The following is a 19,110-nucleotide window of genomic DNA, read 5'->3' as shown; positions in this document are numbered from 1 at the left end:
GACGCACAGCCCGCACCTCGCCACTCGACATCGAACACTCTTCGAACGCAAGGCCAAGGACAGGTCCTGGAGCCCCGAAACACGGCCGAATGCCCGTTTCCGGCCCACGCGAAACAGGCCGAAGATTGTCGCGCCCAGGTACCGCCGGGTACAGTCGCCGCACTGCTCTGGCAGCCCCTGTTGTCGAGGCGAAAGAGAAGTTGGTGAACGACCGTCACCCGTCGGGGACCATGACCACCCCGGCCGCGGCTTCCGACGCCTCCACCGCGCACTACGTGCCGTACGGGGCACAGGAAGCCCCCTACGACGACCTCACCACGTACGGCGGTTACGACGCCACCGGTTTTGCCGGTGGCTCCGGAAGCACCACGGCCTTCCACAGCGACCCGCTCTTCGGCAGCCTCCCGGGCAGCGAGCAGACCACCGGCGCGTACGACACCACGCACTGGCAGACCGGCACCACCCAGACCCCGGGCTACGACCCGTACGCGGCACAGAACTACGCCGCCTACGACTCCGGCGTCTACGACAGCACCGCCTGGACCGTCCCGGCGCAGGCCACCGGCAACGACGTCAGCGGCCAGTGGGACGCCACCGCCTGGTCGCAGCCCGACTCGTCCGGCGGCGCCGACCCCACCCAGCAGTGGGACTGGGGCACCCAGACCTTCGACACGGGCGCCTACGACGCCACGCAGTGGAACTCCGCGGGACAGAGCGTGCCGGCGCAGTCCCAGCCGGGTGGCGAACCGTTCGATCAGCAGGCCACCGCGACCTTCGAGGCGGTCGGCGACCAGCAGTCCGCGTTCGAGCAGGCGGGCGATCCGCAGGCGACCGCGGCCTTCGAGCAGGTGCCGTACGAGGACACCGACTTCGGTGAACAGCCCGCCGCCGAGGGCGAGTCGGACTCCACCGGCGAACTGCCCGCCGTGACCGGCCTGCTGGACGACCAGGAAGAGGTCGTCCCGGCGCCGACGACCCGCGCGGCCTCGCGCGGCGGGGCGCGCTCCCGCCGCCGCACGCCCGCCAAACGCTCCGCGCTGCTGACCATCGCCGTGCCGTCGGCCTGTGTGATGGGTGTGGCCGGGATCGCCGCCGCCTCGGTCGGCGCGCTGACCGACGACTCCAAGGACACCGCCACCACCGCCTCGGACGCGCAGCCGGTCAAGCCGTCCGTCGCCAACAGCAAGCTGGACAGCCAGCTCAAGACGCTCTCCGCGGGCGCCGACGACTTCGCCGACCGGGCGAGCCGTACCCAGGAGCGGATCGACCTCAAGGCGCAGCAGGAGCTGGAGAAGAAGAAGGCGGCCGCGGAGGCCGCGCTCAAGGAGCGGCTGCGGCCCAAGTTCGCGCTGCCGGTCACGCAGCACGGACTCAGCGCCTACTTCGGCCAGGCGGGCATCAACTGGATGTCGGTGCACACCGGCATCGACTTCCCGGTCTCCTACGGCACCACGGTGATGGCCGCCACCGACGGCACCGTCACCACCAAGTGGAACAGCGCCTACGGCAACATGATGATCGTGACGGCGAAGGACGGCACGGAGACCTGGTACTGCCACCTCTCCAGCTACAGCGTCGCCTCCGGTACGACTGTCAAGGCCGGCCAGCCGATCGGCCACTCCGGTAACTCCGGCAACTCCACCGGCCCCCACCTGCATTTCGAGGTACGGCCGGCGGGCGGGGCGGCCATAGACCCGCTGCCGTGGCTGCGCAGCCACGGGCTGAACCCCACGTAGACCCCGGGGCCCCGCACGTCAGCGGGGCCCTTTCGGTCCGCTACAGCTTCTCCACCGGCGCGTACCGCAGCAGCAGCCGCTTCGGCTTGGTGTCCCCGAAGTCGATCGTCGCCTCCGCGTTCGCGCCCGTCCCCTTCACGGCGACGACCGTGCCGAGCCCGAACTGGTCGTGGGTCACCCGGTCCCCGACGGCCAGCGCGACCACCGGCTTCTCCGCCGTGCGCCGCGTCGCGAACCCGGACGCGCCCGACGCCGAGGAGCGCGAACGGGTCGAGGACAGCGAGGCGGCGATCCCGGACGCCGGCCCGGAGGCCATGGGCGCCGCCGCCCCGGTCCGCTTCCACTCGACATGGGCGGGCGGGATCTCCTCCAGGAAGCGGGAGGGCGGGTTGTACGACGGCTGGCCCCAGGCGCTGCGCATCGCCGACCGCGTGAGGTACAGCCGCTCCCGCGCGCGCGTGATGCCGACGTACGCCAGGCGCCGCTCCTCCTCCAGCTCCTTGGTCTCGCCGAGGGCGCGCATGTGCGGGAAGACGCCGTCCTCCATCCCGGTCAGGAACACGACCGGGAACTCCAGGCCCTTGGCGGTGTGCAGGGTCATCAGTGTGATGACGCCGTCGCCGTCCTCCTCGTCCGGGATCTGGTCGGAGTCGGCGACCAGGGCGACCTGCTCCAGGAAGTCGGCCAGGGTCCCCTGCTCGCCCTCGCCCCGCTCCTGTTCGAACTCCAGGGCCACGGCCGCGAGTTCCTGGAGGTTCTCGATCCGGGTCTCGTCCTGCGGGTCGGTGGAGGCCTGCAGCTCGGCCAGGTAACCGGTGCGTTCGAGGACGGCCTCCAGCACGGTGGCCGGTCCGGCACCGGACTCGACGATCGTCCGCAGGTCCTCCATCAGCGTGTTGAACCGCTTGACCGCGTTGGTGGAGCGCGCGGCCATGCCGTACGCCTCGTCCACGCGCTTCAGGGCCTGCGGGAAACTGATCTTCTCGCGCTGGGCGAGGGCGTCGACCATGGCCTCAGCGCGCTCGCCGATGCCCCGCTTGGGCACGTTGAGGATGCGGCGCAGCGGCACCGAGTCCTCGGGGTTGGCGAGGACGCGCAGGTAGGCGAGGACGTCCCGGACCTCCTTGCGCTCGTAGAAGCGGACTCCGCCGACGACCTTGTAGGGCAGGCCGACGCGGATGAAGATCTCTTCGAAGACACGGGACTGGGCGTTGGTGCGGTAAAAGACGGCGACGTCTCCCGCGCGCGCGTGGCCCGCGTCGACCAGGCGGTCTATCTCCTCGGCGACGAACTGGGCCTCGTCGTGCTCGGTGTCGGCGACGTATCCGACGATCCGGGCGCCGTGACCGGCGTTGGTCCACAGGTTCTTCGGGCGGCGGGACTCGTTGCGCTCGATGACCGCGTTGGCGGCGGACAGGATGGTCTGCGTGGAGCGGTAGTTCTGCTCCAGCAGGATCGTCGTCGCGTTCGGGTAGTCCTCCTCGAACTGGAGGATGTTGCGGATCGTCGCACCCCGGAAGGCGTAGATCGACTGGTCCGCGTCGCCCACGACGCAGAGTTCGGCGGGCGGGACGTCGTACTCGCCGGGCGGGGTGTCCTCGTCGTGATCCCCGGTGCCGACGAGTTCCCGCACGAGCGCGTACTGGGCGTGGTTGGTGTCCTGGTACTCGTCCACCAGGACGTGCCGGAAGCGGCGGCGGTAGTGCTCGGCGACGTCCGGGAAGGCGCGCAGCAGGTTGACCGTCGTCATGATCAGGTCGTCGAAGTCCAGTGCGTTCGCCTCGCGCAGCCGCGACTGGTACAGGGCGTAGGCCTGCGCCAGGGTCTTCTCGAAGCCGTCGGCGGCCTGGGCGGCGAAGTCCTCCTCGTCGATCAGCTCGTTCTTCAGGTTGCTGATCTTCGCGCTGAAGGACTTCGGCGGGAAGCGCTTGGGGTCGAGCTCCAGGTCGCGGCAGACCAGGGCCATCAGGCGCTTGCTGTCGGCGGCGTCGTAGATCGAGAACGACGAGGTGAAGCCGAGCTTCTTGCTCTCGCGCCGGAGGATGCGCACACACGCGCTGTGGAAGGTCATCACCCACATCGCGTTCGCGCGCGGGCCGACGAGCTGCTCGACGCGCTCCTTCATCTCGCCCGCGGCCTTGTTGGTGAAGGTGATCGCGAGGATCTGGCCCGGGTGGACGTTCCGCTCGGCGAGCAGGTGGGCGATGCGGTGGGTCAGCACGCGGGTCTTGCCGGAGCCGGCACCGGCGACGATGAGCAGCGGGGAGCCCGCGTGCACGACCGCGGCGCGCTGGTTCTCGTTCAGCCCCTCCAGCAGCGCCGCCGCGTCCAGGACGGGGCGCGGGGCGCCGTCGCGGTAGTAGCCTCCCCCGCTCTCGGCTTCGCTCGAACGGGGGGACCCCCATCGGTCCGGTGGCACGTCGAACTTCCCGCCGAACAGATCGTCCGGAAGCGGCTCCGGAGCATGATCGTCCTCGGGCGGCGGCGGAGGTTCCTCCTCGTGCCCGCGAGGGCTCTGGAGGTCCGCCAGGAAGCTGTCGTCAAAGAGGCTGCTCATCGCTCTACGAGTCTAGGGCGCCCCACCGACAACCGGTCCCGGTCCCCGGAACATGGCGGCTCCGGACGTGAGTTGATCTTCGCGCCGGCCAGACGGACGGCCTGCTCACGCCTCGGAAGCACCTGGTCACACGGACGTGAACCTCTGCATACACCGGGAAAAGGTCACGGAAATGTATCGGACAAACCGCGCACCAACCTTCACAGAAGACACACGAGTTGGCTAGGTTTCCGTCAGGCCGTACGACCCCCCTCCGGCGAACGTCGCCGGGCCGCGCGGCCTCCGCCGAATCCGGCGCGCCCCGCACGGTGCCCGGAGCCGGGGACCCACCGATCCTGGGGTGAATCGGCCGACTCCCGCCCGGGACGACGCCGTAGGGCAACCCTTCCGAGCGCCCGCCCGAACCCTCCCTACGAGGGACGGCCTGGGTACCCCCACCGCTGACCCCGGTAGGCGGCAGTACGGAAGGAGTCGCCTCCCTTGGCGTCGCACCGCAAGCCGCGCCCCGGCGGACCCCAGGGAGCGGGCGCCCGCACCCCCGCTCTCGCCGCCCCCGCTCTCGCCACCGCCGCCCTCACCTCCGTGGCCGTGCTCTCCCAGACGGCCGAGGCCACCCCCTCGCCCGCCCCCGGCCGACCGAGCCAGGAGGAGATCGAACGCAAGATCGACGACTTCTACCGCCGAGCCGAATCGGCGGCGGAGGCGCCGGCGGCGGGAAGGGACGGGGGCCGGGGCGGCCGGGGCGGTCGGGGGGCCGGGCGAGGCGATCGGGGCGCCGGGGGAGGTCATCGGGGCGCTGCGCTGGTCGACGGCGGTGCCGACCGGGACGCTGCGCTGGTCGACCGGGGGGCCGGAGGTGCCGACCGGGGGGCCGGAGGTGCCGACCCGAGTGCCAGGCGGGCCTACCGCGAGGGGTGGCAAGCCGAATGGGCAGCTGGGCGAGCCGAACGGGAGGCCGGAAGCGGCGGCCCGGAAACCGGGCAGGCCGGACGAGGTGCCGGGTGGGCCGGACGGGGAGGCGTCGGTCGGGCTGCGCGGGCCGGGTGGTCCAAGGGGGCCGAGGGAGACGAGCGGGTCGAGTCGGCCGCGGTCTCACGACGACCCGCTGACAGCCTCCAGCGGCTCCGGGACGAGGTCGCCCGCCGCGCTCAGCACCGGGGCCTGACCGGACAGCGGGCCGCGATCCCGGCCCAGCGCGGCACGAACCCTGGCCAGCGCGGCGCGATCGGCGTCCGGGACGCGGCCATGATGTCGCCCGCCGGAGAGACCGCCATGGCCCGCCCCGCAGGGGATACGGCCGTTCCCGCGCCCGTCCAGGACACCGGTGCCGTCGCACCCGCTCCGGGCACGGTCGCGGCCCCGTCCCCCCTGGACACGGCCGCCGCCCTGCCCGCGCCGGACACCATCCCCGCTCCGCCCGCGGACCGTCAGGCGGAGGTGGTCGCGAGGGGTCCGAAGGCGGCCAAGGCGACCGTGCAGAAGAAACTCGCCCACGCGCGCGTGCTGCTGTCCCAGCGGACGGCGCAGACCACTGCCGCGCTTTCCATCGCCACGCCCTCCATCGCAACGGCTTCTACGGCTGCGCCTTCCACCGCCGTACCGTCCAGCACCGTGTCGCCCGGCACCGTGTCGCCCACCACCACGGCTTTCGCGACCGCACCTCCCACGACCGCGTCTTCCGCCGCCACGCCCGCCGGCGCCCCGGTCCCGGCCGCCGCCACACCGCCCGCCGGCACACCATCCGGCACCTACGCGACCAAGGCCAGGAAGGCCATCGCCTTCGCCCGGGCCCAGGTCGGGAAGCCTTGTGTGTGGGGCGCCGCAGGCCCGGGCTCCTACGACTGCGCGGGGCTCACCCAGGCCGCCTGGAAGTCCGCCGGGGTGACCCTCCCGCGCACCGCGCGCGAGCAGGCCGACGCCGGCACCCCGGTCGCACCGGCTGAAGCCGGCCCCGGCGACCTCGTCTTCTTCCACGACGACGCCGGCCACGTCGGACTCTGCACAGGTGACGGCATGATGATCCACGCGCCCAGGCCGGGTGCGTACGTCCGCGAGGAACCGGTCTCCGGCATCGGGGCGGCCGTGCACAGCGTGGTGCGGCCGGGCTGACCCCGAGCCGCCCCGAGGCTCAGGGCCTGAGGACGGCGATCAGGTCCACAGGACGGCGATGAAGATGTTGGCCGTGGTCAGCAGGCCGACCAGCCCGAAGAGGCCCTTGTCGATCCGCTCCTCGTCGCGCTTCACGTAGACCAGGCCGAGGATCACGATCAGCAGGGCGAGCTTCACACCGATCTTGATGTTGTTGACGTGGTGGTCGTCGGCCTGGTTGAGGCCGACCAGGGCCACGCCGGTGACCAGCATGGTCAGCGCGCCGTGCAGCATCCCGGGCACGAACCGGGCCGTGCCCTGGCCCATCGCCTTCATCTGGGTGAGGAAACCGCCGAGCAGCGCGGCGATGCCGATGATGTGCAGGCCGACGAAGAGATGGATGAGTACGTCCATGGAGCCGGAGCCTAACCAGCCCCTCTTGCCCCACCTTTCACCGGGCCCTCAGACCCACTCTCCACGGGGCCTCCCGACCCACCCTTCACCGAGCCCTCCGACTCATCCCCCACCAGGCCACCGGTCCATCTCCCGCTCCCTTCCACCAGGCCCGCCACCCATCGGTCACCGCCCCCTCAACCCACCTCCCGAGACCCAACGACCCTCCGTCACCACCCGCAGCGACCCTCCGTCACCCCGCCCGCCCACGAACCCGGCAGTCCGACAGCCCGGCCGACGTGATCTCGCATATATGCGCCCCATAGCACCTCACAACTCCCGCCAGCCCCCATTTCCGCTCTTCGATCAGCACGCTCCGTAAAGACGACGACTCCAGCCTGTCCGCACGGTCACATACGGTCACCTCCCGGTCCGTCCGAACCAGTTCCGGACACCGCGTTACCTACTCGTCACCGCCCGGCCTAGCGTCCTCCCCCAGGTGACCGGCTCCCCACCGCCGCCCGGACCAGGGGCGGCCGTCGGCCACCACCGCCGAGAAAGGCCCGGCGGCGGCCCGCTCCCCTGTGCGGGCCGCCGCGGGGCGTACCGACCGCTCGGTCGTGCGAGTCGTACGAAAGGACGTGACGGTCCAGGTGGCAGCGCACCGCAAGCGCCCGCAACGCCCGCTCAGCGGCCCTACGGCCCGGACGGCGGCCACTCTCGCCCTGGCGGGCGCGGCCACCGCGACCGCGTTCGACGGGACCGGGCACGCCGAACCACAGCTGACACCGGCGCAGGTGAAGGCCAAGGTGGAGACGCTGTACCGGGAGGCCGAGGCTGCCACCGAGAAGTACAACGCGGCGAAGGAGGAGGCGGACGCCGGCCAACGACGGCTGAGCACGCTCCAGGACCAGACCGCCCGCAAGCAGACGAGGCTCAACTCGGCCCGGGAGGAGCTGGGTTCGATCGCCGCGGCGCAGTACCGGGACGGTGGCATCGACCCTGCCTGGCAACTGGCCCTCTCCAGCGACCCCGACCGGTATCTGGACGGCGCCGCGTTCGCGGAGCGGGCCGGTGACCGGCAGGCCGCCGCTGTCTCCCGGGTGCGTCAACAGCTGTGGGAGATCGAGCGGTTGCGCGGCGCCGCGCGCGTCGAGGTGAGGTCGCTGCGGTCACGGCAGGCGGAGCTGCGCCGGCAGAAGAGGACGGTGACCGGCAAGCTGGACGAGGCCCGGCGGCTGCTGGCCCGGCTGACTCCGCCGCAGCGGGCCGAGGTCACCGGTGCCGGCGGCACGGGCACCCGCGTCTCCCGGTCGGCCGCCGACGCGCGGCAGCCGCTGGAGCGGCCCGGGTCCACCGCCGCCCCGACCGCCCGCGCGGCGGCGGCCGTCGCCTACGCCTACAGCAAGCTCGGCAGCCCCTATGTGTGGGGGGCCACCGGCCCGAACGCCTTCGACTGCTCGGGCCTGGTCCAGGCCGCCTACCGCTCGGCCGGCATCTCCCTGCCGCGCACCACCTACGCCCAGATCGGCGCGGGCCGGCGGGTCTCCCGCTCCGAACTCCAGCCGGGGGACCTGGTGTTCTTCTACTCCGGGATCAGTCACGTCGGCATCTACGTGGGCAACGGCCGGATGATCCACGCCCCCAACCCCTCGGCGCCGGTCCGTCTCGCCCCGATCGACCAGATGCCGTTCGCGGGGGCGACCAGGGTGGAATGAGGGTCGGCTCCGGGGCGGCCCCAGGGCGGGACCGCAGGGGTCAGACCAGTCGGCGTGCGGTCGCCCAGCGGGTCAGTTCGTGCCGGTTGGACAGCTGGAGCTTGCGCAGGACCGCCGAGACGTGGGACTCGACCGTCTTCACCGAGATGAAGAGCTGCTTGGCGATCTCCTTGTAGGCGTAGCCCCGGGCGATCAGGCGCAGCACCTCGCGTTCCCGCTGGGTGAGGCGGTCCAGGTCCTCGTCCACCGGCGGGGCGTCGGTGGAGGCGAAGGCGTCCAGGACGAAGCCGGCCAGCCGGGGCGAGAAGACGGCGTCGCCCTCCTGGACGCGGAAGATCGAGTCGACCAGGTCGGTGCCGGTGATGGTCTTGGTGACATAGCCGCGGGCGCCGCCGCGGATCACCCCGATCACGTCCTCCGCCGCGTCCGACACGGAGAGCGCGAGGAAGCGGACCGGCTGCTCGGCGTCTCCCATCAACGCGGCGCACCTGCGCAGCACTTCGACCCCGCCGCCGCCCGGCAGGTGGACGTCGAGCAGGACCACCTCGGGCCGGGTGGCGGTGATGACCGCGACGGCCTGGTCGACGTCCGCGGCCTCGCCGACCACCTCGACCCCGGTCTCGGCGGTCTGGCCGATCTCGGCCTGGACGCCGGTACGGAACATCCGGTGGTCGTCCACCAGCACCACCCGTACGTGCCGCCCGCCCGCGCCGCCGGTCCGGCCGGCCTCGGCCGGCTCCGCCGCTCCCGCCGTGCCGTTCGCCTCGGTCGCGTCGCTCATGACGTCTTCTCCGCCCTCTCCATCTCCAGCTCGACCTCGGTGCCGCCGCCCGGCACCGCCCGCAGCCGGGCCGTGCCGCCGTTGCGCTCCATGCGGCCGATGATCGATTCTCTGACACCCATCCGGTCGGCGGGTATCGCGTCGAGGTCGAAGCCGGGGCCGCGGTCCCGCACGGACACGAAGACCGTTCTTCCCTCGACTTCGGCGTAGACCTGCACGGCGCCGCCCTCGCCACCGTACTTGGCGGCGTTCACCATCGCCTCGCGCGCGGCCTGCATCTGCGCAGCGGTCCTCTCGTCGAGCGGGCAGTCTCCGACGATCACGACCTCGATGGGTACGCCGTGCTTGTCCTCCACCTCGGCGGCGTTGCGGCGCACCGCCTCGGCGACCGTGTCCGGTTCGTCGGCCTCGTCCTTGCCGGTGCCCTCCGGCTTGTACAGCCAGGTGCGCAGGTCGCGCTCCTGGGCGCGGGCGAGGCGGCGCACCTCGCCCGCGTTGTCGGCGTTGCGCTGGATCAGGGTGAGGGTGTGCAGCACCGAGTCGTGGACATGGGCGGCGACCTCGGCGCGTTCCTGGGCGCGGATGCGCATCAGGCGCTCCTCGGAGAGGTCCTGGGTCATGCGGACCAGGTAGGGGCCGGCGAGCAGGGTGATACCCACGAGGACGGCGAGCGCGGCCTGTAGGACGGCGCCGAGGTGGGCGGTCGAGCCCTGTAGGACGAAGATGGCGGAGACACCGGCCGTGACGAGCAGGACGCCGCCGGCCGCGCGGAGCAGGGTGAGGGTGCGGCGCCGGCGGCCGGCCTCGGCCCAGCGGGCCCGGCGGGCGTTGTCCGCCTGCCGCCAGACCAGGGCGACACCGGCGGCGACGAGCACGGCGGGCACCAGATACGCCTTGGTGGCGCTGCCGAGGTTCACGCTGCCCACGAAGACCACGGACACGATGACCATGAGGAGCAGCGCGACGATCTGTCCGCGGTCCGGCTTGCGGGCCACCAGTCTGCGGCGGCCGTCCGGCGAGGTCTCCGTGCCCACCAGCGACGGCTTCTGGTCGCCGACGCCGCCGATGCCGAGCGGCACGAAGAACCAGAACGCGGCGTACAGCAGCGCTCCGAGTCCGTCGGCCATGAACAGGCCGACGAAGACGAGCCGCACCCACACGACGGGCAGCCCGAGATGCCCGGCGAGGCCCCGCGCCACTCCGCCGAGCCAGCGTCCGTCGCTGCTGCGGTAGAGCTTGCGCGGCGGCCGCGGGTCGTCGAATGGCAGGCTTGCGGCTTCCGGCATGCCAACGATGGTCACACGAGCCGCGGGACGGAGCATCAGGGTCGGCCCCCGAGACGCCCCTGATCTTCCGTCGGGGGCGGTCCGGGTGGCCGGTTCGGCAGGCGTCGCGCGGTGGTCGGTGCCGGTCGAACGCTTCCCCGCCCCGTCTCAGGGCCGATTTCAGGGTTGGCCCAGGGTCGTCCCGACTGCCGTCGCGGCGGCCGGGCCGTCACCATGGACGCATGACGGATCACGAGCACGCCGCGACGGGTCCGGGACCCGGCCCCGGCCCGCGCCCGGCCCCGGGCACCGGGCCGACGGATGCCGCGCCCGCCGCGACGGACGAGACGGGAGCGGCCGGGCCCGGCCCCCACTCCCCCACGCACGAGCCGGAGCGGAAGGAGGGCACCGAGGTGCCCGACCGGTTCCGGCGCGACCGCCGGCACAAGGTGATCGCGGGCGTGTGCGCGGGACTCGGCCGGCAGACCGACATGGACCCCGTCATCTTCCGGATCACGCTGGCCGTGCTGTCCGCGACCGGCGGTCTGGGCCTCATCTTCTACGGCTTCGCCTGGCTCCTGGTTCCGTACGAGGACGAGGAGGAGAACGAGCTGCGCAAGCTCTTCACGGGCCGGGTGGACGGCCAGGCGCTGGCCGCCGTGCTGTTCGCCCTGGTCGGCTGCGGAATCTTCCTGACGATGCTGAGGAACGGCGGGGTGCTGGCGTTCGCCACGGTGCTCTCGCTGCTGCTCGCCGGCGCGGGGTACTGGTCGCGGCGCCGTGGCGCCCCCGATCCCGACCCCCTGGCCGCGCAGGCCGCGGCCGACGCCCCGCCGGAGGCCCAGGCGCCGCCGGTCGTCACCACCTACCCCTCCTGGTGGCGGGACCCGATCGTCAAGGACGGCACCCATGTCGGGGGCACCGGATATCTGTGGGGGCCCGGCGACGCCCGCGAGCGGGACCTGACCTCGGTCGTGGACGTCGGCGTACCCAACCCCTGGACGCATCCCGGGGCGATACGGACGCCGGCCGCCGTGCCCCCGAGACCGCGCGGCCCACGCTGGATCGGCGGCTGGGTGTTCCTGCTCGCCCTGCTGGCGGGCGGCCTGGGCACGGGGCTCGGCTGGGACACGCACCCGCTGGGCACCAGCCTGCAGACCGGACTGGCGTGCGCGCTCGCGGTGTTCGGGCTCGGCATCACGCTCAGCGCGTTCCTGGGCCGCACCGGGGCCGGCACGGTGTTCCTGGCGCTGGTCACGGCGGGGCTGCTCGCGGGGGCGGCGGCGCTGCCCCGGGACATCACCACCGACTGGCGGGAGACGTCGTGGAAGCCGGTCGCTGCGGCCCAGGTGCGGTCCGGGTACGACCTCGGCACCGGGCGGGGCACCTTGGACCTGACCGGGGTGCACCCGGCCAAGGGGCAGACGGTCGCGACGGACGCCCGGGTGGGCGCGGGACAGCTGAAGGTGATCGTGCCGGCGGACGCGGCGGTGCGGCTGAGCATCGATGTGGGGGTGGGCGACATCCGGCTGCCCGGGGACAGCGGAAAGGACGTGGACGTGCGGCCCGGCAGACACGAGGAGGTGACGCTGGCGCCTGCCAAGGGTGCCGGGAAGGGCGGCACGCTGGATCTGACGCTCGGCGTCGGAGTGGGACAGGTGGAGGTCAGCCGTGCTGCGTCATGAGTTCCAGCCCGGGAAGCTGGTCGCCGGGCTCTTCCTGACGGCCACCGGGGTGGCCTTCGCGGGAGACGCGGGCGGTCTGTGGGAGACACCGTGGTTCGCGGTCGTCCCGCTGGTCGTGGGCGGGCTCTGCCTGGCCGGCGCCGCGGCGGCGCTGGCCCGGGGGATACGCAGACGGGGCGGCGCCGAGGGCGGTCAGCGGTAGCCGCCGGTCATGCGGCGCCGGGCCCGCCAGACGGCGTCGACGGAGAGGTAGGGGGTGCCGGCCAGGATCAGGGGGAGCCAGGCCATCAGGTAGGCGAGGTCGTTGCCGTAGTAGTAGGGGGTGGTCGCCCAGCTCACCGTCAGCCAGAGGCTGAGGGAGATCAGCGCGCCGCCGAGTGCGGCCAGTCGGCCGAACAGTCCGAGCAGGACGCCGATGCCGACGGCCAGTTCACCGAGGGCCATGGCGTAGCCGAAGCCGACCGGGCTCTTCAAGGCGAGGTCGACCAGGGCCGGGATGGCGGCGGAGTCGCGGGCCGCGCGCATGGTGTCGCCGATGGAGCCGGTGCCGCCGGACTTCAGGAACGCGCTGTCGGTGAGCTTGTCCAGACCGGCGTAGACGAAGGTGACGCCCAGGAAGACGCGCAGTGGCAGCAGCGCGTAGTGGCCGGCGGTCTCCCGCCAGGTGCGGTGGCCGTCCAGCCGGGTGGTGTGCATGTCTGTCCGCATCCCGTGAGTCATCGCTGCCAGCCGCCTCTCGCCCGCCGAAGCACCCCTCACGTGACCATACGTATGACGAAGGGAGCCCGTTCAATCCTTTCCTGGACTATTTTCCGGATTTCGGGCGTCGACGTGAACGGCGGGGCCGGGCTTCGTACGGGTCTCCACCGGTCTCACGTGGCCTTGCGGGCGATGCGGTTCAGAGCGAGACCCAGGCGGCGGTCGGGCGGTCCGTCGGTCAGTCCGGTGAGCCCGATCTCCTCCGCCAGGCGTCGCAGGTGGACGTCGACCGCGGACTCCACGTGCTCGGCGAGTGCCGCCGCGGCCTGCGGCACCCGCTGCCGCGCCAGGAGCCCCGTCACGACGGCAGCCACGGCGGCCGGCCACCAGAAGCACCCGAGCACGGCATAGCAGGCAGCCCAGACGGAGCCCATGACGGCGGTGTCGAAGCGGGTCCGGACGGTGCGCAGCTCGGTCCGCACCTCCTCCGGCAGCACCATCCACAGCCGGGGCCAGCAGGCGGCGAGGTCGATGCCGTACTGGGTGTCCACGCGGACGACGGTGGCCGCGAGCCGGTCGCCGGTGTACGTGGGGCGCGTCGGCCGCGCGAGGGCGACGCGGTCACGGCGGACGGTCAACGCGTCGATCTCCTGGCGGACGCCCGCTGTCCGGCCGCGGGCCGGACGGGGGGCGCGCAGCCGGTCGATGTCCTTCTGGAGATCGTCCCAGTGCCGTGCACGGCGGGCGGTCAGCCGGCGGGCCGGCAGGCGGAGCGGGCCGGGCCAGTCTCCCGTCCAGATCCGTACGGCGCCGTCGCCGCACGTCCGTACCAGCGTGCCGACGGCCACGGCGGCGAGGATGAGGGCCGCCGCGGAGACGAGTTGTTCACTGGTGGGCCAGTGCCCCGCTGTCGTCGCCCAGTGGCCGACCCGCCGCCGGAGCAGGGACCAGTCGAGTGCGTGGGTGTGGCCGAGGACGGCGGCGGTGGCGGTGGCTCCCACGAACAGCAGGCCGGGGGCCGCCAGCGCGGTCAGCCACTTCTCGGCCAGCTTCTCGCCGAGTCCGTCGAGGACCGGGGCCACCGGTCATGCCTCCACGACGCGCAGCGGTCTGTCGTGCAGCCAGCAGCGCCCGCCGGCCGGGATGGTGCCGCTCGGCCGCCGGGGCTCGTTCAGACCGCACCAGCCTTCGGGGCAGCGGTAGACCTCACCGCCGGCACGGGGCACGGCACCGGGGAGGAGGGAGTCACCCGGTTCCCATCCGCGACCGCTCTCCGGGCCGGTCAGGACGTGCTCCGGCACGCCCAGGGCGGTGATCGCCTGCCGTACCGTGGCGGTGCCGTCGAGGACGGACCGCACGGCGGCGCGCAGTGCGGCTGCTTCCTGCTCCTCGGGCAGCCATTCGAGCGCCGCGCAGAAGTCGGCGCGGAGTCTGCGTTCGTCGTCCACCGGGCACCTCCTCACAGTCCGTGGTGAATGACCGAGCCCCAGAACAGCGGATCGCGGTAGCGGGGGTGTCCTCGCAGCACACCGATGGCCCGGTGCAGGGCGACGGCGGCGGGCGGGGGGCCGGGGGCGGCGAGGTGGCGGTACACCTCTCCGGCGAGCAGGGGGCCCATCCGGTCGTCGACGGTCCACAGGCTTCCGATCACCTGCCGGTAGCCGCAGAGCTGGAAGGCGGAGGCCACCGAGATGACCTCGTCAGCCAGTTCCTCGCCGGGTGCGGCGCTGTGGCAGGCGGAGAGGTAGGCGAACCGGGCGTCCGTCAGCCGCTCCCCCGCCAGATCGCGCAGGGTGAGTTCCCCGCCGTGCAGGAGCAGCCGGCTGCGCGCGGGGTCCCCGGGGTCCCGTACGCCGTGGCAGGCGAGGTGGGCGTGGGTGTGTCCGCGCAGCGCGGCCAGCACCGCCCGGGGGGTGGCCTCGGTGCCGCGCAGCACGTCCCGGCGGCCCGGCAGTCCGCCGAAGACGGCCAGTTCGTCGATGACGGCCAGTTCGTCGTCCAGGGCGGCCAGCGGGGGATGCGCGCCGCCGGCGTCCACGGCCACGGCCAGGAGGGAGCCGGGGTGCTCGCCGGTGGCCGGCAGGGAGCGGGCGTGCAGCAGGGCGCCCAGCGTCGGGGTGAAGGAGGAGACGACCCGGTCGTGGGTGTGGACGGGCCCGTCGGGGCCGTCCTCCAGCACGGCGGCGTGCAGCGGGAGGAGGGACAGCACCCCGGTCGGGCACCACCACAGCCGCGGCGGGGGCGTGCCGGGGTCCGCCGGTCCGGCCAGGCCGAGATGGGCGAGGACGGGACGCACGATGTGGGCCCCGAGCCAGCGCAGCGTGTCCTTCAGCTCCTTGTCCGCCCGCAGGCGCTCGCGGCCCGTGGCCTCGCGGAGCCGGGTCACGGCGGTGCGGAAGACGTCGGCGCGTCGGTCGATGTCGTCGTCGGTGACGTCGAGCGGCAGCATGTCCACGCGGCCGGGTCCGCCGGGCGGGTGGGTCAGGAGCAGCACGAAGCAGCCCCACGGGGACACGTTGATCACGGCCACGGGTCCGTCCGCCGCGGCCTCGCTCAACCGTTCCCAGCCGAGCGGCTGCTGGAAGTCCTCCCACTTCTCCAGGGTGCGGATGTCCCTGACCACCTGGTCGTACTCGGCCGCTGCCGCCTTGCGTTCCTCGGGGCCGCGCTGCGGCGCGACCAGCTCGGCACAGACCCGTTCGAAGCGGCGGGCGAGTTCGGGTGAGGCGGCGGCGAGGTCGTCGTGCCGGCCGCGCAGCCGCAGGGCCTGGGCCAGCAGGACACCGCGCCCCTGTTCCAGCCGGACGAGTGCTTCCTGGGGGCGCTCGGCCATGACGGAGGCGGTCGCGGCGACGGTGGCCAGCGGGGACACCTCGCGCAGCCGGGTCTCCTGCGACTCGCGGCCGAGCGCCGGACCGGTCAGCTTGGGCAGCAGCTCGGTCAGCGCCACGCGGAAGCCCTCGCGGGCGAGGTCCAGGGCGCCCAGCGTCACCGCGTGGACGCCCCAGCCGTAGGCGCAGCGCAGGCGGGTGCGGATGTCCTCGGCGGGCGCGAGGGCGGTGGCGCGGTACTGGTCGATGGCGTCGGCGATGTCCCGCTCCTCGCCGAGGAGCCTGCCCCGCTCCGCCAGCAGGTCCGCCAGCTCCATCCGCGCGAGCTGCCGCGTGGGGCCGGTGCCCGGGGAGCCGTCCGCGATCCGGCGCAGGATCGTCTCGGCCCGGCGCAGGTCCGCGGGCCTTCGAAGGTGTGTGCCGCGTCTGCGCAGCGCGACGGCCAGCTTGACCGCCATGACCGGGTGGTCGTGCTGGGCCGGCGGTGTGGCGGTCACGGCGAAGGTCAGGTGCTCGACGGCCTCGTCGAGGTCGGCCTCACGCTCGTACCGGTCGAACCGCGCGGTGAGGACGGCGGCCAGGTTGGTCAGCCGCTGGGGGTGGGCCGGGGACGCGGCCACGGCGGGGTCGCAGCCGTCCCGGACGGCGCTCATGGCCGCCTCCAGGTCGGCCGGCTCCAGGGTGTGGACGTACCGGTCGAGGTACGCGAGCCCCAGGAAGGAGGCGACCGACGCCCGGCTCTCGGGGTCCAGGGCCTCACCGGCGAGCGCGGTCCGCAGCTCGGTGACCGAGGCGTCGAGGTCCGTCAGTTCGCCCGTCGTCTCGAACCGCATCCGCAGCACCTGCCCCAGTTCGGCGCGGCGCAGGCTGCGGTCCGGTTCCCCGGTCGCGGACGTGGCCAGCATGCTGCGCAGCAGGTCGATGGCCGCGTCGAGGCGTTCCGGGCCGCCGTCCCGCATGTACGCGGTCACCTCGGCCGCGGGGCTGCCCTCGTCCGGCGTCTGCGGCGGTGCCTTGGCCAGCGCCGACGCGAAACCAGCCAGCATCGCGTCACGGTACTGGTCGTCGGCGGGCAGTTCGGCGAGGGCGAGGCGCATGAGGTCGATCCCGCGCGCTCGCGCGTCCTCCGGTCCGACGCCGAGGTCGGCCATCGCGAGGAGGGACAGGGCGAAGCCGTAGGCGATGTGCGGCCCGGACTCCCCGCCGCGGGCTTCTTCCGAGGCGTGCCCGAGGAGCGCCCCGGCGATCGTGACCGCTTCCGGGTCCTTCTCGGCGGTGCCGGCGGTGAGCAGCGCCCTGCCCACGGCGTGCACGGTCTCGTACGGCGGCACGTCCTCGGGTGGCCACTCGGCGAACCCGTCGCGCAGCGGCTGCGGTACGAAGGCCGGCCGCACCGCGTGCACGATCCGCAGGAGGAAGGTGTACGCGTGATGGTCCCAGCTCTCCCCTTCGGGCAGATGCTGCAGGCGTTCCAGGTAGTAGGTGCCCGCCAGGTACACGGCGTCGAGGACGTCCGGGTCCGCGACGGCGTGCGCCGGGGTGAGCCGGTCGCGGTGGTCGTAGACGTGCATCGCGATGTTGCGGTGGGTCTCCGACGACAGCACCTCTTCCGGCCGGACGAACGACCACAGCCTCATGGCGTCCGGTTCTGACATCGCCGCGTGCACGACAGCGCGTATTCGTGCGCTCAGTTCCCGCATCCCCGTACCCCCCACCGCGTCCGCGTCGTCGGCTGCGGTTGGCGGCAACTGTAACGAGGATCACGGCAGGAGTCGGGCAAAATCATGAAAACCCGTCTTGGGACGGGTCGTTCACTCCGTCACCCGTTCACTCCGTCACCTGGACGACGCACCGGTTGGTCGCCACCCCGGCCGCGGTCACCACCTGCACCTCCACCGCGCCGGGCTCCACCTCGGCCGGCACGGGCACGGTCAGCACGCTGTCGGTGGGGTTGCGGAAGCCGCCCGTGACCGGGACCAGGGGGACGTGGACGTCGACCGCGCCGATGCGGACGACCATCCGCGAGAGCCGGTCGGCGCTCTGGGCGCCGGGCGGGACGAAGCCGCTGCCGCGGATCTCGATGTCGTCGCCGGTGCGGATCGGGCCGTCGAGGTCGCCGGGTTCGCGGGCGCGGACCACCGAGAGGATCACCGGCCGGCCCCCCTCGGCGTACTTGCCGGCCAGGTAGGTCGCGGCCGAGATCAGCACGATCACGCCCAGGCCCCAGGGCAGGTCGGGCAGTTGGTCGGGGCGGCGGGCCAGTCGTACGGCGGCGAACAGCAGGGCGACGGCGCTGATGGCGACGTACTGGATGTCGGTGAAGGCGCCCCGGCCGGAGTCGTCGGTGAGCAGGTCGGCGGCGCGCGGACGGTGGGCGGGCACCTTCTGCAGCCGCTGGGCGAGGATGCGCAGGCCCACCACCCGGCGCACCAGGACGGCGACGCCGCACACCACGGCGAGGACGGTCACCACACCCGCGCCGCGTGCCAGGTCGAGGCCGGAGAGCAGCGCGTCGCGGCCGGCGTGGTCGGAGGCGGCGGCCAGACGGGCGGCGAGCAGCAGGACGGCGTACGCGACGAACAGGACCCAGCAGGCGGCGACGGTACGGGAGGTGGAGACGCGGTTGTCCTCGCCGATCACCGGTGCGAGCGCTCCGCCGCGCGCCCGGTGGAAGAAGCAGGCGGTGGTGAGCGCGGCGGCGACGACGAGTGCGGCGAGCAGGGCCGCGGTGCGGGCGCCGGTCCAGCCCGCACCGATCGCGGTGAGCGCCTCGGCCAGCAGCAGCGCGGTGACCGCTCCCCACACCGCGTAGACCGTCCGCAGCCACAGCCGGGCGAGCCGGGCCGCGCCCTCGGCCCGGCTCTGTTCGGCGACGGCCTCGGCCCGCTCGGTCAGTTCCTCGGAGACCCACTGGCGGGACGCGGAGGCCGAGTGGGCCACGGCCGCCGGCAGTCCCCGGCCGGCGGCGAACTCGTCGCGCCGGCGCAGGAACGCGGCGACGGCCCGCCGGTGTCCCTCGCGGGCGCCGTGCGGACAGTCCCCGCAGGTGCAGCCGCCCTCGTGGACGCCGTCGGCATCCGTGTGCCCCCTCGCCTCCTGCACCGCCACGCCCGACGCCCGCCTTCCCCGCGACCTGCCGATCCGGCCGCCGGCACCCTTGATCGGGTACGACGGCCGGGCAACTCCCCTGTGATGACAGCGAATTGTGCCCTACGCCGGGCCCTGCGGCGCGCCGGGGCCGGGTCACCGGGGGTGAAGCCGGTACCGCCGTGTTGACCCGGCGAACGGAGCAGCCACGAACCGCACCCCTCCGGCACGCCGGCTGAGCAGGACCGGTACCTCGGCTGACCAGGACCG

Annotated in this window: 13 protein-coding genes and 2 pseudogenes; 6 read left to right on the top strand and 9 right to left on the bottom strand. The window is 73.3% G+C overall.

Annotated features, from left to right (window positions below; translation table 11 throughout):
- Window positions 1-203 precede the first annotated feature (203 nt).
- Window positions 204-1,736 (top strand): peptidoglycan DD-metalloendopeptidase family protein, encoded by a 1,533-nt coding sequence (locus tag ACH4LD_RS25340; RefSeq protein ID WP_398056455.1) that lies wholly within the window; start codon window positions 204-206, stop codon window positions 1,734-1,736.
- A gap of 40 nt (window positions 1,737-1,776) precedes the next feature.
- On the opposite strand, the gene pcrA is transcribed toward ACH4LD_RS25340, so the two are convergent.
- The gene (gene pcrA, locus ACH4LD_RS25335) at window positions 1,777-4,293 is read right to left on the bottom strand and encodes a DNA helicase PcrA (RefSeq protein ID WP_398056456.1); all 2,517 of its coding nucleotides are present in this window, start codon (window positions 4,291-4,293) and stop codon (window positions 1,777-1,779) included.
- 480 nt (window positions 4,294-4,773) lie between these two features.
- On the opposite strand from pcrA, the pseudogene ACH4LD_RS25330 reads away from it, so the two are divergent.
- Both ACH4LD_RS25330 and ACH4LD_RS25325 read left to right on the top strand, forming a co-directional pair.
- Window positions 4,774-5,016: pseudogene (locus tag ACH4LD_RS25330) on the top strand (glycoside hydrolase); the annotation flags it as partial.
- Between the two features lie 1,023 nt (window positions 5,017-6,039).
- Window positions 6,040-6,402, top strand: a pseudogene (locus tag ACH4LD_RS25325) (C40 family peptidase); the annotation flags it as partial.
- Window positions 6,403-6,441: 39 nt separating this feature from the next.
- Here the strand turns inward: ACH4LD_RS25325 and ACH4LD_RS25320 are convergent.
- A complete protein-coding gene (locus ACH4LD_RS25320) occupies window positions 6,442-6,795 on the bottom strand; it encodes a hypothetical protein (RefSeq protein ID WP_014674457.1) in 354 nt (117 codons plus the stop codon).
- A gap of 632 nt (window positions 6,796-7,427) precedes the next feature.
- On the opposite strand from ACH4LD_RS25320, the gene ACH4LD_RS25315 reads away from it, so the two are divergent.
- The gene (locus ACH4LD_RS25315) at window positions 7,428-8,492 is read left to right on the top strand and encodes an NlpC/P60 family protein (RefSeq protein WP_398056604.1); all 1,065 of its coding nucleotides are present in this window, start codon (window positions 7,428-7,430) and stop codon (window positions 8,490-8,492) included.
- 40 nt (window positions 8,493-8,532) lie between these two features.
- On the opposite strand, the gene ACH4LD_RS25310 is transcribed toward ACH4LD_RS25315, so the two are convergent.
- Entirely contained in the window at window positions 8,533-9,273 is a 741-nt protein-coding gene (locus ACH4LD_RS25310) for a response regulator transcription factor (RefSeq protein WP_132786849.1), read from the bottom strand.
- A complete protein-coding gene (locus tag ACH4LD_RS25305; protein ID WP_398056457.1) occupies window positions 9,270-10,559 on the bottom strand; it encodes a PspC domain-containing protein in 1,290 nt (429 codons plus the stop codon). The genes ACH4LD_RS25310 and ACH4LD_RS25305 overlap by 4 nt, the downstream gene beginning before the upstream one ends.
- A 221-nt stretch (window positions 10,560-10,780) precedes the next feature.
- On the opposite strand from ACH4LD_RS25305, the gene ACH4LD_RS25300 reads away from it, so the two are divergent.
- Window positions 10,781-12,223 carry a PspC domain-containing protein gene (locus tag ACH4LD_RS25300; protein ID WP_398056458.1) on the top strand — a complete coding sequence of 481 codons (1,443 nt, stop codon included), beginning with the start codon at window positions 10,781-10,783 and terminating at the stop codon, window positions 12,221-12,223.
- Window positions 12,210-12,425 (top strand): hypothetical protein, encoded by a 216-nt coding sequence (locus tag ACH4LD_RS25295; RefSeq protein WP_132786853.1) that lies wholly within the window; start codon window positions 12,210-12,212, stop codon window positions 12,423-12,425. Before ACH4LD_RS25300 ends, ACH4LD_RS25295 begins: the two co-directional genes overlap by 14 nt.
- On the opposite strand, the gene ACH4LD_RS25290 is transcribed toward ACH4LD_RS25295, so the two are convergent.
- The 5 genes from ACH4LD_RS25290 to ACH4LD_RS25270 form a co-directional block, all read right to left on the bottom strand.
- Window positions 12,416-12,943, bottom strand: coding sequence for a DoxX family protein (locus tag ACH4LD_RS25290; RefSeq protein ID WP_398056459.1), 528 nt, complete (start codon window positions 12,941-12,943; stop codon window positions 12,416-12,418). The genes ACH4LD_RS25295 and ACH4LD_RS25290 overlap by 10 nt on opposite strands.
- A gap of 152 nt (window positions 12,944-13,095) precedes the next feature.
- Window positions 13,096-14,004, bottom strand: a complete 909-nt coding sequence (locus ACH4LD_RS25285) for a hypothetical protein (RefSeq protein WP_398056460.1) — start codon at window positions 14,002-14,004, stop codon at window positions 13,096-13,098.
- Between the two features lie 3 nt (window positions 14,005-14,007).
- Window positions 14,008-14,370, bottom strand: coding sequence for a hypothetical protein (locus tag ACH4LD_RS25280; RefSeq protein ID WP_398056461.1), 363 nt, complete (start codon window positions 14,368-14,370; stop codon window positions 14,008-14,010).
- Between the two features lie 11 nt (window positions 14,371-14,381).
- Window positions 14,382-17,390, bottom strand: coding sequence for a CHAT domain-containing protein (locus ACH4LD_RS25275; RefSeq protein WP_398056462.1), 3,009 nt, complete (start codon window positions 17,388-17,390; stop codon window positions 14,382-14,384).
- A 190-nt stretch (window positions 17,391-17,580) separates the two neighbouring features.
- Window positions 17,581-18,861, bottom strand: coding sequence for a hypothetical protein (locus tag ACH4LD_RS25270; protein ID WP_398056463.1), 1,281 nt, complete (start codon window positions 18,859-18,861; stop codon window positions 17,581-17,583).
- Between the last annotated feature and the right edge of the window lie 249 nt (window positions 18,862-19,110).

It is taken from the genome of Streptomyces sp. NPDC017676 (assembly GCF_044329325.1).
GTDB lineage: Bacteria > Actinomycetota > Actinomycetes > Streptomycetales > Streptomycetaceae > Streptomyces.
This window is presented reverse-complemented; position numbering and strand designations above follow the sequence as displayed.